The following is a 16,143-nucleotide window of genomic DNA, read 5'->3' on the forward strand; positions in this document are numbered from 1 at the left end:
CTCGCTGTTGCGTCCCACGCAAAACCGCTTTCGATAATACAGAGGCGAGCTTCTTTATGCAAAGGCATAGAATGCGATCCCGTCGCACGGGGAAGCGGTGAACGCAGCCGCCTGGCCGCGGCGGCACGAGACATTTCAGGAGGGGCACCCATGACGGAAAACGGCTTCCGCGTCGAAGCGGATCTCTTAGGGAAACGAAGCATTCCGGATTCGGCGTACTACGGCGTCCATACGCTGCGCGCGAAGGAGAACTTCGACATTTCGGGGCGCACGATCGCGTCGCTGCCGTACCTCGTCATGGCGCTCGCGGCGGTGAAGGAAGCCGCGGCCGACGCGAACTGCGAGCTCGGGCTGCTGCCGCACGCGTATCGCGACGCGATCGCCGCCGCCTGTGTCGAGATCCGCGAAGGTCGCCTGCACGACCAGTTCGTGGTCGACATCATCCAGGGCGGGGCCGGCACGTCGACCAACATGAACGCCAACGAGGTGATCTGCAACCGCGCGCTCGAGATCATGGGGCACGCACGCGGGCAGTACGAATACCTGCATCCCAACGAGCACGTCAACCTCGCGCAGAGCACGAACGACGTCTACCCGACCGCGATCCGGATCGCGACCTGCTTCGCGGTCGAGCATCTGCTCGACGCGATGGCGCGCCTGCGCGATGCGTTCGCGGAGAAGGCCGACGCGTTCTCGGATCTGTTGAAGCTCGGCCGCACGCAGTTGCAGGACGCCGTGCCGATGACGCTCGGCCAGGAGTTCTCGACCTACGCGGTGATGGTGACGGAAGACATCGCGCGCCTGCAGGAAGCCGGCTTGCTGATGCGCGAGATCAATCTCGGCGCGACCGCGATCGGCACCGGCATCACCGCGCATCCGCAGTACGCGGAGAAGGCGCTGGCCGCGCTGCGCCGCATCACCGGCCTGGACCTGAGCACCGCGCCGAACCTGATCGAGGCGACGCAGGACTGCGGCGCGTTCGTGCAGGTCTCCGGCGTGCTGAAGCGGATCGCGGTCAAGCTGTCGAAGATCTGCAACGACCTGCGGCTGCTGTCGAGCGGCCCGCGTGCCGGCTTCGGCGAAATCAACCTGCCGCCGGTGCAGGCCGGCTCGTCGATCATGCCGGGCAAGGTGAACCCGGTGATTCCGGAAGTCGTGAACCAGGTTGCGTTCGAAGTGTTCGGCAACGACCTGACGGTGACCTTCGCCGCCGAGGCCGGCCAGCTTCAGCTCAACGCGTTCGAGCCGGTGATCGCGAGCGCGCTGTTCCGCAGCTTCGGCCATCTGACGGCCGCCTGCACGACGCTCGCGGACCGCTGCGTGAGCGGAATCACCGCGAACCCCGAGCGGTTGCGCGAAACGATGGAGCGGTCGGTCGCGCTCGCGACCGCGCTGAACCCGTACATCGGCTACAAGCGCGCGACCGCCGTGGCCGCCGAGGCGCACGCGAGCGGCAAGTCGATCCGCGAAGTCGTGCTCGATCGCCAGCTGATGACCGCCGCGCAACTGGACGAGGCGCTGCAGCCCGAAGCGCTGATCCGTCCGCGCGCGTACTGACTCCGGCCGCGCGGCGCCGGCGCCTGCCGCCGGCGGCCCGCGCGCGGCCGTTCCCGAGCGCCCGTCGACGGGCGCAACACATCAAGAAACGGAGACACACCATGAAGCACGCCAGCGAGCGCGCGGCCGACCCGGCCGGCGGCGCGGACCCCCGTCACGCCGATCGCGATGCGATGTTCGCGTCGCACGAAGCCGGCTATGCGCAGCACCTGAAGCCCCGACACGTGCAGATGATCGCGATGGGCGGTGCGATCGGCACCGGCCTCTTTCTCGGCGCGGGCGGCCGCCTGCAGAGCGCGGGGCCCGCGCTGGCCGTCGTGTATCTCGTGTGCGGCGCATTCGCCTTCCTGATCATGCGCGCACTCGGCGAGCTCGTGATGCACCGGCCGACCAGCGGCTCGTTCGTGTCGTACGCACGGGAGTTCATGGGCGAGCGCGCGTCGTTCGTCGCGGGCTGGATGTACTACCTGAACTGGGCGACCACCGGCATCGTCGACATCACCGCGGTGGCGATCTACATGAAGTACTGGGCCGTGTTCACCGACGTGCCGCAGTGGGTGTTCGCGCTCGGCGCGCTGGGGATCGTGTCGGTGATGAACATGATCGGCGTGAAGGTGTTCGGCGAGATGGAGTTCTGGTTCTCGATCGTCAAGGTGGGGACGCTCGCGCTGTTCCTCGCGGTCGGCGCCGTGTTTCTCGCGAGCGGCCATCCGGTTGCCGGGCAGATGCCGGGGCTGCACCTGATCGCGGATCACGGCGGGATCTTCCCGCACGGGATCCTGCCGGCGGTGCTGATCGTGCAGGGCGTCGTGTTCGCGTATGCGAGCATCGAGCTCGTCGGCGTCGCGGCGGGCGAGACCGCCGATGCGCGCAAGGTGCTGCCGAAGGCGATCAACAGCGTGATGTGGCGCATCGCGCTGTTCTACGTCGGCTCCGTCGTGCTGCTGACGATGCTGCTGCCGTGGACCGCATACAGCGCGCACGAAAGCCCGTTCGTCACGTTCTTCAGCAGGCTCGGCGTGCCGTACGTCGGCACGGTGATGAACGTCGTGGTGCTGACCGCCGCGCTGTCGAGCCTGAACTCCGGCCTCTATTCGACCGGGCGCGTGCTGCGTTCGCTCGCGATGGGCGGCTCGGCGCCGCGCTTCGTGTCGCGGATGAACGCGCGCGGCGTGCCGTACGGCGGGATCCTGGTCACGGTCGCGGTCAACGCGATCGGCGTGCCGCTGAATTACATCGTGCCGGCGCAGGCGTTCGAGATCGTGCTGAACATGGCGTCGCTCGGGATCATCACGACCTGGGGCTTCATCGTGATGTGCCAGATCCTGTTCCGCCGCGCGGTCAATCGCGGCGAGCTGAGCCCCGTGTCGTTCCGGATGCCCGGCGCGCCGTTCACGTCGTGGCTCACGCTCGGGTTCCTGGTCAGCGTGCTGGTGCTGATGGCGTTCGATTACCCGGGCGGCACGTGGACCGTCGCGATGATTCCCGTGGTCGTGCTCGCGCTGGTGGTCGGCTGGAAGCTGGCCAAGCGCGGTGCCGCGCGAGAGGCTGCTGCCGAGGCTGGCGTGCCGATCGTTGCCGATCCGGCGAGCAACGTCTGACGGCAGGCCCGGGCGGGCGACCGCCCGGTGCGATCAATTCAACCCGGCGCGTGCGCCGACCCAGCGGCTGAAGTCGCCGGCCATCTGCGCGGTCAGCTCGTGGCCGGCGTCATAGAGCTGCGTGTCGTGCGCGACGCCGAGCGCCGTCAGCTTCGCGTCGGCCGTGTTCGCCCACGCGACCGGCAGCTTGTCGTCGAAGCGGCCGTGCATCACCAGCGCGTGCAGCGGGCTCAATGCATCGCGCGACGCGATCAGCGGATCGATCTCCGGCAGGATGCGCCCGCACAGCACCGCGAACGCGGCGACGTCGGCCGGCGAGGTGAGACCGACGCTCGCGCTCATGATGCCGCCCTGGCTGAAGCCGGCGATCACGGTCGGCAAGGCGGCGGGTTCGTTCCCGGTGTCCCGCGCGCGCAACGCGCGCAGCAGCGCGATCAACTGCACACGGCTCTCCTCCGCGCGGGCCGCATCGATTTCCGGGCCGTTCGGGCCGAAGCGCACCGGAAACCACGCGTGCTGGCCGGGGCCGAACGTCAGCGGCCCGCGCACGAACGCGATTTCGACGCGCGGATCGATCGTGGCGGCCAGGTTCAGCAGGTTGGTTTCGTTGCCGCCGACGCCGTGCAGCAGCAACAGGCGGCCCGCGGGGCGGCCGGCGGCCGGGCGCAGCCGGTAGTGGAGGCCGGATTCGGGGTCGGTGGTCAGCGGCAGGACATCGGTCATTGCGTGGGTCCGGTGGGGGAGTGATCCGATAGTCTAGAACGCGCGGACGGGGAGATGAATCGCCGGATGGTGATTGATTGTTTCCTGTTGGGAATGAATGTGGAGCCAGAACGTCCGATATTGGGTACGGCTACGTGTGTCCCGTCGCGAGCAAATTTCCCGAGAGGCGACCGTTCATCACCAATATGTCGACCGCACGACTCGCCGCCGCGACCCACAGTCGGCAAAATATCCACGTTTTGTCGATGCATGGAGTGTCGAGATGGAGACCGCCAAGATTTTCGAGCATGATGGATCGCAGGCTGTTTGCTTGCCGAAGGATTTCCGCTTCGATACCACGGAGGTCCGGATTCGGCGGCACGGCGCGTCTGTCATCCTCGAGCCCGTGCCGCAAGGCTGGGCGTGGTTGACGCCACTGATCGGCCCGGTTGATGCCGATTTCGAGGAAGCTGCGACAACCGAGCCCGCCGCTCATGAATGCTCCGGGCCGGACGTGTTCGAATGAAGTTTCTGCTGGATATCACCGCAACCGGATCACCGTCGACTTCAACTCCGTGTACTTCTCCAGCGCGTGCAATGAGTTGTCGCGCCCGTTGCCCGATTCCTTGAAGCCGCCGAACGGGAAGTTCATGTCGTCGGTTTCCTCGTAGCCGTTCACCCACACCGTGCCGGCCCGCAGCCGCCGCGCGGTTTCGTGCGCGGTCGTCAGGTTCGCGGTCCACACCGACGCCGCGAGCCCATAACGCGTGTCGTTCGCGAGCGCGACAGCCGTATCGAGATCGTCGAACGCCGTCACCGCCAGCACCGGCCCGAAAATCTCCTCGCGCACGATCCGCGCATCGGCCCGCGGACAGTCGAACACGGTCGGCTCGACGTACTGGCCGCCGCTCGCGGCGCGCGCGCGCCGGCCGCCCGCGAGCAGCGTCGCCTCGTCACGGCCGGCATCGACGTAGCCGAGCACGCGCTCGACCTGGGCGGCGTCGATCAGGCTGCCCATCCGCGTGTCGGGCGACAGCGGATCGCCGGGCGCATACTCGGGCGCGATCGCGAGCACGCGCGCGACCAGTTCGTCGCGGATCGCGCGATGGACGAGCAGGCGCGAACCCGCCGTGCACATCTGCCCGGTGTTGTAGAACACCGCATGCGCGACGGTGCGCGCCGCGCGTTCGAGATCGGGGCAATCGGGCAGCACGATCTGTGGCGACTTGCCGCCGAGTTCGAGCCATACGCGCTTCAGGTTCGAATCGGCCGCGCAGCGCGCGACTTTATGGCCGACCGCGGTCGAGCCGGTAAACGCGATGCAGTCAACGTCCGGATGCCGCGCGAGCGCTTCACCTGCATCGCCGAACCCCGGCAGCACGTTCAGCACGCCGGCCGGCAGCCCGGCCTGCACGGCCAGCGCGGCGAGCCGCAGCGCGCTCAGCGGTGACTTCTCGGACGGCTTGAGCACGACGCTGTTGCCCGCCGCGAGCGCGGGCGCGCATTTCCACATCGCGATCATCGCGGGGAAATTCCACGGCACGACAGCCGCGACCACGCCGATCGGCTCGCGCGTGACGAGCCCGACGAGATGCGCGTCGGCCGGCGCGACCTCGCCGCCGGTCTTGTCGATCGCCTCGGCGAACCACTCGGCGCAATACGCGGTGGACGGGATGTCGATCGTGGTCGTATCGCCGATCGGCTTGCCGGTGTCGAGCGTTTCGAGCAGCGCGAGATCGTCCGCGTGCTCGCGGATCAACGCGGCCCAGCGCAGCAGCACGCGCTTGCGTTCGCGCGGCGATGCGTCGCGCCAGATGCCGCTTTCGAACGCGCGCCGCGCGGCGGCGACCGCGAGGTCGGCGTCGGCCGCGCGGCAATGCGCGACCGGCGCGAGCACGCGGCCGTCGATCGGGCTCGTGCATGTGAAGGTGGCGCCGTCGTGCGCGTCGCGGAACGTGCCGTCCACGAACGCGCGGGAAGCGATGTCGAGCTGGCCAGCGCGGCTGCGCCAGGCGTCGTGCGTCTGCATGGGAAAACTCCGTCGTGGTTCGGCTTGGTCAGCGGGAAGTGGAAGCAGCGGAAGCAGCAGGGGCCGCGCGGCGGATCGCGATCGCACGGCCCGCGTGCGGCTCGCGCGGCGCGCGCGCATGCTCGGCGTGAATCGCGTCGAGATGCCGGCGGATCGCGTCCGGAAACGGCGCCGAGCGTTTCGCGCGCATGTCCACGTGCGTGAGCAGCTGTTCGCCGGTCGCGAGTTGCGCGCCGGTCGTCGCGTGATGCATCGAATGGAACACGTGCAGCCGGCGATCGTCCAGGTCGAGCAGCCGCACCGTGAGCCGCAGCGGCTCGCCGAGCATCGCTTCGCGCAGGTGGCGGATGTGCGTTTCCGCGGAATAGATCGAGCAGCCGGCGTCGCGATAGTCGTCGTCGATGCCGAAGTAGCGGAAGAACGCATCGCTGCTGTCGCCGAACACGAGCAGGTAGCACGACTCGCTCATGTGGCCGTTGTAGTCGACCCACTCGGGCTGCACGATGCAGCGATGCAGTTCGAGCGGCGTCGCGATCGGCGCGGCCGGGTCGTACGGGCGCGACTTCTGTCCTTCGTAGGCCGAGCGCAGGCGCGGCTCGGCGGCGGGGCTGAGGGTGGTCGTCATCCAGTGCACTCCGAGGTTCGGAACGGGCCCGCACGTCATCCGCGGGGCTGCCGGTCGATGTTATGACGGGTTGAACGTTTTTTCAATAATGAAATCGCCGATGGGTGTAAACACCGGTGCATCCGTTCTCGTCAATCGATTGAACATTCATTCAGCAAAACCTATACTCGCCAGCGCCGCGGTGCCGAAGCGAAGCAGGCGGGCGGCGTTCACGCACAACGAAAATCGAGCCGCCGCGCGCGGCAACCGGAGACACCGAAAATGAAGAAGCGCTTCCTGCTGGCCGGCATGATGTCGGTGATGGTCCACGGCTACGCCCATGCCCAGAGCAGCGTGTCGCTGTACGGGATCATCGACGGCGGCATCACCTACGTGAACAACACGGGCGGCGCGCATGCGTACCTGTTCGACGACGGCGTGTCGTACGGCAACCGCGTCGGCCTGATGGGCACCGAGGATCTCGGCGGCGGCAACAAGGCGGTGTTCAAGCTCGAGAGCGGCTTCCGGCTCGGCACCGGCAGGCTGAACCAGGGTGGCGCGATGTTCGGGCGGCAGGCGTACGTCGGGCTCGGCAACGACTGGGGCACGCTGACGTTCGGTAATCAGTACGACTTCGCATTCGACTTCACGGCCGCGTACAACGTCAGCGCGTTCGGTAGCGGCTACGGCGTGCATCTCGGCGATTTCGACCGCCAGAGCGGGGACCGGCTGCAGAACGCGGTGAAATTCGTCAGCAACAGCTTCCACGGGCTCGTGGTCGGCGGCATGTATTCGTTCAGCAACGACGCGGGCAGCTTCCATGACGGGAGCGCATGGAGCGTGGGCGCGAGCTACACGCACGGCGATTTCTCGGCGGGCGGCAACTACACGCGGCTCAACGCGCCACGCCGGCTTGCCGCGCTCGATCCGTATGCGCAGATGGGCGTGCGGACGATGCTCGGGCAGACGGTCGCGACGGTCGACCCGGCGACGGGCGCCGTCACCGACCTGCACGATTCGACGCCGTTCTCGATCGATTCGCAATCGATCTTCGGTGTCGGCGCGTCGTACACGTTCGGCAAGCTGACGCTGAACGCGGACTTCAGCAACACGACGTTCAAGGGCTACGGACAATCGTCGACGATGCGCGTGTACGAAGCGGGCGGCCTGTACCAGGCAACCGTGCCGCTGTCGCTCGTCGCGGGCTATCAGTACACGACGTTCGAAGGTCATCACTGGCACGAAGTCGCGCTCGGCGCGCATTACGCGCTGTCGAAGCGCACCGACGTGTATGCGGCGGTCGACTGGATGCGTGCATCGAACGGCGTCGACGCGGTGATCGGCTACAGCTTCACGCCGTCGACGAGCCGCACGCAGGCCGCCGCGCGCATCGGCATGCGGCACAATTTCTGATCCTCACTCGCTCCCGGGCCGGGTTCGGCCGGCCCCGTCGATCATGTCCGATCCTTCCTTGAACGGCGACGTCGTCGCCGCGCTGCGCGACGCACTCGGCGCCGATTGCGTCAGCGTGGGCGACGCCATCGGCGCGCGTCATTTCACGAACTACGGCGAAGCGGCCGGCCCGCGGCCGCGTGCGTTGGTGCGGCCGCGCAGCGTCGACGATGTGAGCCGCGCGCTCGCGATCTGCACCGCGCATCGTCAGACGGTCGTGCCGCAGGGCGGAATGACGGGGCTCGCGGCCGGCGCCGGGCCCGGTGCGCAGGACGTCGTGCTGTCGCTCGAACGCATGAAGGGCGTCGTCGAGATCGATGCGGACGCGGCCACCGTCACCACATGGGCCGGCACGACGCTGCAGGAGCTGCAGCAGGCAGTGGACGACGCGGGATTCGCGCTCGGCATCGATCTCGGCGCGCGCGGCTCGTGCCAGATCGGTGGCAACGTCGCGACCAATGCGGGCGGCAATCGCGTGATCCGCTACGGTACGACGCGCGAGCAGGTACTCGGCCTCGAGGTCGTGCTGACCGACGGCACCGTGCTGAGTTCGCTGAACAAGATGCTGAAGAACAACGCGGGTTACGACCTGCGGCAGATTTTCGTTGGGAGCGAAGGCACGCTCGGCGTCATCACGCGCGTCGTGCTGCGGCTGCATCCGCGGCTCGCCGCGCCATCCACCGCGTTGTGCGCGGTGCGCGATACGGCGGCGGCGCTCGCGCTGCTGCGCGACGCGCGTGCCGCATGCGCGGACTTGCTGAGCTTCGAGGCGATGTGGCCGGCGTTCTACGGCTACGTGTGCGCGCATACGCCCGGCACGCACGCGCCGCTGCCGGCGGACGGCGGCGTCAAGGTGCTGATCGAATGCGCGAGCGGCGATGCCGCGCAGACGGCCGAACGGTTCGAAGCGGTGCTGGCCGACTGGCTCGAACGCGGGCTGATCGACGATGCGGCGCTCGCGCAGACCGCGGCCGATGCGCAGGCCTTCTGGACGGTGCGCGAAGGGCTCGCGATCGACGATCTCCCCGGCGTCGTCAATTTCGACGTCGGCATTCCGCCGCGCGCGACGGAGAAGTTCATCGACGCGTGCGAGCGCGCGCTGAACGCACGCTGGTCCGGGGCGCACGTGTTCTTCTTCGGCCACCTCGGCGACAGCAACCTGCATGTGTGCGTTTCCGCGCCGTATGCGACGGGCGAGGGCGCGCACGACGTCGACGCGGTGTTGTATCCGCTCGTGCGCGATGCGGGCGGCTCGGTGTCGGCCGAGCACGGGATTGGCCGCTACAAGCGCGACTGGCTCGGTTGTTCGCGCAGCGACGTCGAGATCGCCGCGATGCGACGTCTCAAGCATGCATTCGATCCGTTCGGACTTCTGAATCCCGGCAAGGTGATCTGAACGGCGGAGCGTTCTTCGCTTTCGACGGACGGCTCGGCAATCAGGCAGCGGCCCGCTCGCGCATCACGCAAGCGGGCCGCCGCGTTTCAGGCCGGCATCACGCGTCGAGCCGCACCAGCGCATCGACGGCCACCGCACCGCGTTCCATCACCAGCAGCGGATTGACGTCGAGTTCGACGAGTGTGTCGGCATGCGCCTGTGCGAAGCGTGCGATCGCCATCACGTTCGCGACGACCGCATCGAGATCGGCCTTCGGCCGCCCGCGATAGCCGGTCAGCAGCGGGCCGAGCTTCAACCCGAGCAGTGCGTCGCGCACGTCGCTTTCGCGCACCGGCAGCAGCAGCGTCGCGGTGTCGCGGATCAGTTCGACCAGCACGCCGCCGGTGCCGAGCACCAGCGCGAGACCGAAATTCGGCTCGCGCTTCACGCCGACGATCAGCTCGAGCAGCGGCGCGTCGGCCATCTTCTCGACGAGGATGCGTTCGACGTGCACATCCGGCGCATGACGCGCGACCTGTTCGGTCATTCGCACGACGGTCGCGGCGACGGCTTCGGGCGAGCCGAGCTTCAGCGCGACCGCGCCGGCCTCGGTCTTGTGCGGCAGGCGATCGCTGACCACTTTCACGCAGACCGGAAAGCCGAGCCGCTGCGCGGCGGCCGGCGCATCGGCGGGCGCGACGCATTCGGCCGGCGGCACGTCGAGCCCGTGCGCAGCCAGCATCCGCTTGCTCGCCCATTCGTCGTGCAGCGTCGCGGTGCCGTGGCCGCCGTCGCCCGCGCGCAGCACCGGCAGCGCGTTCAGCGCGTCGGCGTCGAGCACGCGGCGGCGCGTGTCGCCGTAGGCCATCGCCGCGCCGATCGCAGCGATCCCGTCGGCCAGCCCCTGCAGCGGCGCGACGCCGGCGGCGGCCATGCGGGCCGCGTGATCGGGCGGCGTCAGGTCCGGAAACACCGAAATCACGGCGCCGACCACGCCGTGCTGGCGTGCGGACGCCGCGAACGCGTCCGCGGCGATATCGCACAGCGGCCGCTCGCCGGTCGCTTCCTGCGGATAGTCGAGGATCATCGCGGCGGCGCCCGGGCGATCGGCGAGCAGCGCGTCGCAGCACGCGCGCATCTTGTCGGGGTCGCCCCACGGCGTGGTCGTGAAGTCGAGCGGGTTCGCGATCGTCGCGTACGCGGGCAGCACGTTGCCGAGCGCGTCGCGGCCGGCATCGCCGACCGGCGGAAAAGCGATGCCGCGCGCTTCGCCGAGATCGGCGACGAGCCCCGCATCGCCGCCGGACGTCGCCAGCGCGGCGAGCGTGCGGCGCTCGGGCACGCCTGCGATCGCGAGCAGCTTCAACGTCTCGACGAGGCCGACCGGGTCCTTCACGCGAATCACGCCGAGCCGCCGGAACAGCGCGTCGTACAGCGCGTCCGAGCCCGCGAGCGAACTCGTGTGGCTCATCGCGAGCTGCGCGCCGAGCGTCGACGTGCCGCTCTTCAGCGCGACGATCGGCACGCCGCGCGCGAGCGCGCGGGCCGCGGCCTCGCTGAACGCGCGCACGTCCTTCAGCCCTTCGAGGTGCACGCCGATCGCGCGGATGCGCGGATCGTCGACGAACGCATCGACGAGGCGCGCGATGTCGACCGACGCCTGGTTGCCGACGCTCGCGAGATACGCGAACGGCACCGAGCGCGCGCTCATCGACAGGTTGTATGCGAGGTTGCCGCTCTGAGTGATCACCGCGACGCCCGATTCGACGCGCGGCGCGCAATGCGCGACCGGCCACAGCGCGCTGCCGTTCAGCCCGTTGATCAGGCCGTAGCAATTCGGGCCGAGCACGGCCATGTCGCCGGCCGCGTCGACCAGCGCCTGCTGCAGCGCGGCGCCGTCGGCGCCCGTTTCGGAGAAACCCGACGCGTAGACGATCGCGCCGCCGGCGCCGCGTGCGGCGAGCGCGCGCACGACGTCGATCGCCTGGCGCGCGGGCACCGCGACGAACACGGCGTCCGGCGCGGCGGGCAGGTCGGCGACGCTCGCATGGCAGCGCACGCCGTCGATCTCCGCATGATTCGGATTGACGAGCCGGATGTCGCCGGTATAGCCGTAATCGCGACAGCGCTGCACGGCGCCCGCGATGCCGCGTCCGCCGACGAACGCGATGCTGGCCGGGTCGAGCAGCCGGCGCAGATTGGTCGCCGCGGCCGCGCGGTGATCCCTGACTGCGGGAGAGGAAGTCATGAAAGGTCCTTTCGGAAGTCGCGCCGGACGCGCCGGCGCGACGATTCACGTCAGCTGTAGCGTCGGAGGATTTCCTTGGACAGGATATGGCGCTGGATCTCGGACGTGCCTTCCCAGATGCGCTCGATGCGCGCATCGCGCCAGAAGCGCTCGATCGGAAGTTCGTCCATCAGCCCCATGCCGCCGTAGATCTGCACCGCGTGATCGGTCACGCGGCCGAGCGTCTCGGTCGCGAGCAGCTTCGCGAGTGCGGCGTCGCCGTCGGTCATCGTGCCCTGGTCGAGTTTCTGCGCGGTGTACAGCGTGACGAGTTCCGCCGCGCGGATCTCGGTCTGCATGTCCGCGAGCTTGAACGACGTGCCCTGGAAGTCGCCGATGCGCTTGCCGAACTGATGACGCGTCGCGGCCCATTCGGCGGCCATCTCGAACGCACGCTGCGCGCGGCCGATGTTGTTCGCGGCGACCATCACGCGGCCGGCCGTCAGCCAGTCGTTCGCGAGCTCGAAGCCGCGATGCTCTTCGCCGAGGATCTGCGCGGCGCTCACGCGGCAGTCGGAGAGGAAGATCTCCGACTGGTGATAGCCGCGCAGGCTCGTGCAGTGCGGGCCGCGCCGCACGGTCATGCCCGGCGTGTCCTTGTCGATCAGGAAGCAGGTCACGCGCTTGCGCTTCTGGCCGCGCACTTCCTCCTCGCCGGTGACGGCGAACAGGATCACGAAGTCGGCCGTGTCCGCATGACTGATGAAGTGCTTGCTGCCGTTGATCACGTAGTCGTCACCGTCGCGCACCGCGCGCGTGCGGATGCCCATCGCGTCGGAGCCGGCGCCCGGCTCGGTCAGCGCGAAGCAGTCGACGCGCTCGCCGCGCACGGCCGGCTTCAGGTAGCGCTCGACCTGGTCGCCCTTGCACGCCATCAGGATCTTGCTCGGCCGCGCGACGAACACGTGCAGCGCCCAGCTCGTGCGGCCGAGCTCGCGTTCGACGAGCGCCTGCGTCACGTAGTCGAGCCCCGGGCCGCCGGCGCTCTCGGGCATGTTGAACGCATAGAAGCCGAGCTCGAGCGACTTGCGGCGGATCGAGTCGGCGAGTTCGGGCGGCACGTCGTCCGCGCGATCGACCGCGAATTCATGAGGCTGCAGTTCCTTCTCGACGAACTGACGCAGGGACGTCACCAGCATTTCCTGCTCTTGGGTCAGCGAAAAATCCATCGATCATCTCCCGACAAAATGAGGTGCGCGACCTTCGACCGACGCGCGAAGCGCTTCCTGGCCGTCCTCGCTGTGACCGCACGCGACGCCGGCCGCCAGCTCGCCGCGCAGTTGCTCGGCGAGGGTGTGCGTGAGCGATTGCGCGAGCAGCGCTTTGGTATGGCCGAACGCGACGCTCGGCCCTTGCGCCAGACGCGCGGCGAACGCGGCGACGTGCGTTGCGAAATCGTCGGCGTCGACGACTTCGGACACGAGCCCCGCGGCAAGCGCGTCCTGCGCGTTCCAGCGTTCGTTCAGAAAGATGAAGCGGCGTGCGACGTCGGGGCGCGCGATGCGCGGCAGGAACCAGCTTCCGCCCATGTCGGGGCTGTAGCCCATGCCCGTATACCCGCAGCGCAGCGTCGCAGCGGTGCTCGCGATGCGGAAGTCGCACGCGAAGCCGATGTCGGTGCCGGCGCCGACCGTCGAACCGTTCAGCGCGGCGATCGTCGGACGCGGAAATGCGGCGAGCGTCTGCACGAAACGGTGCGCACGCTCGGTCCAGCCGTAGGTGTCGAGTTCGCCGTTGCGCTCGGCCTCGGCCCATTCGTCGACGTCCGCGCCCGCGCAGAACGCGCTGCCGGTGCCGGTCAGTACGACGCAGCGCACGGCCGGATCGTTCGCGAGCGCGTCGAGCGTCTCGCGAAGAAAGTCGAGATGCGGCCGCGCGAGCGAATTGCGTTTCGCCGGGCGGTTCAGGCGAAGGGTCACGACGCCGTCGTGCCGTTCGATTCGAATGTCCTCGATGCTCATGCTGATCACTGTCTCCTGGTTGTTGTGTGTCGGGGTGGTGTCAGAGCCGGCAAGGGTCGCCGCTACTTGCGGACCGCATTTCGGCATAGTATAAGTTCTGTTAAATGAACGTTCAACCCAATTGTGAGTCGACCAGGAGACACACGATGAGCGTGGTGATGGAGACGTCGGCAGGTGTGGAGGACGGCAGGACCGGGGCGCATGCGGCACGCGCGGCGGCGCAGCATGCGGCGAGCGGCGCGGGCCTGCAGATCGATCGCGTGTCGAAGCGCTACGGCAGCGTGCATGCGCTGCGCGAAACGACGATCGACATTCCGCGCGGCGAATTCCTGACGATCCTCGGGCCGTCGGGTTCGGGCAAGACGACGCTGCTGACGATCGTCGCGGGCTTCGAGCATCCGAGCAGCGGGGACCTGCGCGTCGGCGGCCGCAGCATCGTCGCGGTGCCGCCCGAGAAGCGCAACTTCGGGATGGTGTTCCAGGGCTATGCGCTGTTTCCGCACATGACGGTCGAACAGAACGTCGCGTATCCGCTGATGGTGCGCAAGCGGAAAGGGCCCGACGCGGTGAAGCGCGTGAAGGCCGCGCTCGATCTCGTGCGGCTCGGCCATCTTGCCGATCGCCTGCCGCGCCAGTTGTCGGGTGGCCAGCAGCAGCGCGTCGCGATCGCGCGCGCGCTGGTGTTCGATCCCGATCTCGTGCTGCTCGACGAGCCGCTCGGCGCGCTCGACCGCAAGCTGCGCGGCGAGGTGCAGGTCGAGCTGAAGGCGCTGCACGAGCGGCTCGGCGCGACGTTCCTGTTCGTCACGCACGACCAGGAGGAAGCGCTGTCGATGTCGGACCGGATCGCGATCATGCGCGACGGCCGGCTCGAACAGATCGGCACGCCGGACGGGCTCTACGAGCAGCCGGCCAACCGCTTCGTCGCGGACTTCCTCGGCAAGAGCAATTTCATCGAAGGTGTCGCGCTCGGCGGCGATGCTTCGACGACGCATTACCGCGTCGGCGATGCGCGCTTCGTCGCGCCGGCGTGCGGTGCGCGGCCCGACGAGCCGCTGCTGTTCGCGCTGCGCCCGGAGAAGGTCGCGGTGTCGGCGACGTCGTGCGGCGGTGCGCACAACGAAGTCGCGGGTCGCATTCGCCACTGGAGCTATTTCGGTTCGTCGTACCGCTTCGAGATCGAGACGCCGGCGCTCGGCTGCGTGACGGCCGACGTGCCCGCATGGCGCGGGCTCGCGTCACCACGCTGCGGCATGGACGTGTTCGTGCAGTGGGAGCGCGACGCGACGTGCCGGATCGCGGCCGACTGACGCGGCGCACGTTGCATCCCGCGCGAAGCGGCACGAGCCGCCGTCGCCGCCGACTCACCGACTGACGGATTCACCGATTCACCGATGCCCGAAAACGACGAGACGCGTGCGGGCGCTGACCAGCCTGGAGGAGACACCATGACGAACCGCCATCTGCAGGACCTGCTCGACCAAGCACGCGAACTTCAACCGGCGATGTCGCAGCGCCGCCGCGATTTTCTGCGGTTGTGCGCGGCGGCCGGCATCGCGCCGACGCTGCTGTCGCTCGGCGCGAAGGACGCACTCGCGTCGAACCCGAAGGAAATCGTGCTCAGCGCATGGGGCGGCGAAGCGCGTTCGGCGTTCCGCTCCGCGTACATGGACCCGTTCACGAAGTCGAGCGGCATCCGGATGGGCTACGACTCGTCGCCGGAGGACGGCAAGATCAAGGCGATGGTCGAGAACCGGAACGTGATCTGGGACGTGATGGATCTCGACGGCTTCGCGGCGATCAAGCTCGGCAAGCAGGGCTTCCTGCGGCCGATCGACTATTCGGTCGTCGGCCGCAACACGCTGCCGGGGCTCGCATCGGACTTCGGCGTGCCGTCGTACCTGCTGAGTTACGTGCTCGTCTACGACGCGCGCAAGTTCGGCGCGAACCCGCCGAAGAACTGGGCCGATTTCTGGAACGTCGGCAAGTTTCCGGGCAAGCGCGGGCTGTGGAAATGGATGGGCGGCGCGCTCGAAGCCGCGCTGATGGCCGACGGCGTCGACAAGGACAAGGTCTATCCGATCGACGTGCCGCGCGCGCTGAAAAAGCTGAAGGAACTGCGCTCGAACGTGCTGCTGTGGGATTCGGGCGCGGACAGCCTGCAGCTGCTGCGCAACGGCGAAGTCAGCATGGCGTGCATCTGGCATACGCGCGCGAACGTGATCCAGCGCGAGAGCAATGGCCGGTTCCGCTATACGTGGGAGCAGGGGCTCGCGTCGTGCGACGTGTGGGGCGTGCCGAAGAACAATCCGTCGGGCGATGCCGTCTGGCAGTTCATCAAGTTCGTGCAGGGCGTCGAGCCGCAGGTGCGCCTGCTGTCGCTGCTCGGCAACGGGCCGGTGACGCCAGCCGCGACCGCCGCGGTGCCGCAGGCGCTACGCGCCGACAACCCGGGCACGCCGGAGAACTGGGCAAAGCAGTGCAAGGTGAATCCCGAGTGGTGGGCGCAGCACTACGAAGCGACGCTCGCGCAGTACACCGACCTGATGTCGTCCTGAGCCGCCTCGCGAGCGTG

At 68.5% G+C, this 16,143-nt stretch carries 13 protein-coding genes; 7 read left to right on the forward strand and 6 right to left on the reverse strand.

The features are described from left to right. The first annotated feature begins 150 nt into the window (after positions 1-150). Both aspA and DIE04_RS26055 read left to right on the forward strand, forming a co-directional pair. Complete coding sequence (aspA, locus tag DIE04_RS26050) at positions 151-1,557, forward strand: aspartate ammonia-lyase (RefSeq protein ID WP_124488871.1); 1,407 nt, start codon at positions 151-153, stop codon at positions 1,555-1,557. A 101-nt stretch (positions 1,558-1,658) separates the two neighbouring features. Beyond that, complete coding sequence (locus DIE04_RS26055; RefSeq protein WP_124522976.1) at positions 1,659-3,158, forward strand: amino acid permease; 1,500 nt, start codon at positions 1,659-1,661, stop codon at positions 3,156-3,158. 33 nt (positions 3,159-3,191) lie between these two features. On the opposite strand, the gene DIE04_RS26060 is transcribed toward DIE04_RS26055, so the two are convergent. Then, a complete protein-coding gene (locus tag DIE04_RS26060; RefSeq protein WP_124523813.1) occupies positions 3,192-3,881 on the reverse strand; it encodes an alpha/beta hydrolase in 690 nt (229 codons plus the stop codon). A gap of 262 nt (positions 3,882-4,143) precedes the next feature. Here DIE04_RS26060 and DIE04_RS26065 point away from each other — a divergent pair, with 262 nt between their 5' ends. Further along, positions 4,144-4,386 carry an antitoxin gene (locus tag DIE04_RS26065; protein ID WP_124522972.1) on the forward strand — a complete coding sequence of 81 codons (243 nt, stop codon included), beginning with the start codon at positions 4,144-4,146 and terminating at the stop codon, positions 4,384-4,386. Between the two features lie 15 nt (positions 4,387-4,401). On the opposite strand, the gene DIE04_RS26070 is transcribed toward DIE04_RS26065, so the two are convergent. Next, on the reverse strand, positions 4,402-5,889 hold the full coding sequence (locus DIE04_RS26070; RefSeq protein ID WP_124522970.1) for an aldehyde dehydrogenase: 1,488 nt from the start codon (positions 5,887-5,889) through the stop codon (positions 4,402-4,404). A 28-nt stretch (positions 5,890-5,917) separates the two neighbouring features. Then, positions 5,918-6,514: a thioesterase family protein gene (locus tag DIE04_RS26075; protein WP_124522968.1), complete on the reverse strand. Its 597-nt coding sequence runs from the start codon at positions 6,512-6,514 to the stop codon at positions 5,918-5,920. Positions 6,515-6,775: 261 nt separating this feature from the next. Here DIE04_RS26075 and DIE04_RS26080 point away from each other — a divergent pair, with 261 nt between their 5' ends. Beyond that, positions 6,776-7,906, forward strand: a complete 1,131-nt coding sequence (locus DIE04_RS26080) for a porin (RefSeq protein WP_124522966.1) — start codon at positions 6,776-6,778, stop codon at positions 7,904-7,906. A gap of 43 nt (positions 7,907-7,949) precedes the next feature. Further along, positions 7,950-9,341: an FAD-binding oxidoreductase gene (locus DIE04_RS26085; RefSeq protein ID WP_124523810.1), complete on the forward strand. Its 1,392-nt coding sequence runs from the start codon at positions 7,950-7,952 to the stop codon at positions 9,339-9,341. 97 nt (positions 9,342-9,438) lie between these two features. Here the strand turns inward: DIE04_RS26085 and DIE04_RS26090 are convergent, their stop codons facing one another. From DIE04_RS26090 to DIE04_RS26100, 3 genes are read right to left on the reverse strand one after another with little or no spacing between them, the layout of a single operon-like run. Further along, entirely contained in the window at positions 9,439-11,568 is a 2,130-nt protein-coding gene (locus DIE04_RS26090) for an acetate--CoA ligase family protein (protein ID WP_124523808.1), read from the reverse strand. A 50-nt stretch (positions 11,569-11,618) separates the two neighbouring features. Then, positions 11,619-12,776: an acyl-CoA dehydrogenase family protein gene (locus tag DIE04_RS26095; RefSeq protein WP_044843923.1), complete on the reverse strand. Its 1,158-nt coding sequence runs from the start codon at positions 12,774-12,776 to the stop codon at positions 11,619-11,621. A 3-nt stretch (positions 12,777-12,779) separates the two neighbouring features. Further along, entirely contained in the window at positions 12,780-13,568 is a 789-nt protein-coding gene (locus DIE04_RS26100) for an enoyl-CoA hydratase/isomerase family protein (protein ID WP_044843924.1), read from the reverse strand. Between the two features lie 146 nt (positions 13,569-13,714). Here DIE04_RS26100 and DIE04_RS26105 point away from each other — a divergent pair, with 146 nt between their 5' ends. Next, positions 13,715-14,878 (forward strand): ABC transporter ATP-binding protein, encoded by a 1,164-nt coding sequence (locus tag DIE04_RS26105; protein ID WP_124523806.1) that lies wholly within the window; start codon positions 13,715-13,717, stop codon positions 14,876-14,878. A gap of 138 nt (positions 14,879-15,016) precedes the next feature. Continuing rightward, on the forward strand, positions 15,017-16,126 hold the full coding sequence (locus DIE04_RS26110) for an ABC transporter substrate-binding protein (protein ID WP_124523804.1): 1,110 nt from the start codon (positions 15,017-15,019) through the stop codon (positions 16,124-16,126). The last annotated feature ends 17 nt before the right edge of the window (positions 16,127-16,143 follow it).

The organism is Burkholderia sp. Bp8994, from assembly GCF_003853805.1.
Lineage (GTDB): Bacteria > Pseudomonadota > Gammaproteobacteria > Burkholderiales > Burkholderiaceae > Burkholderia.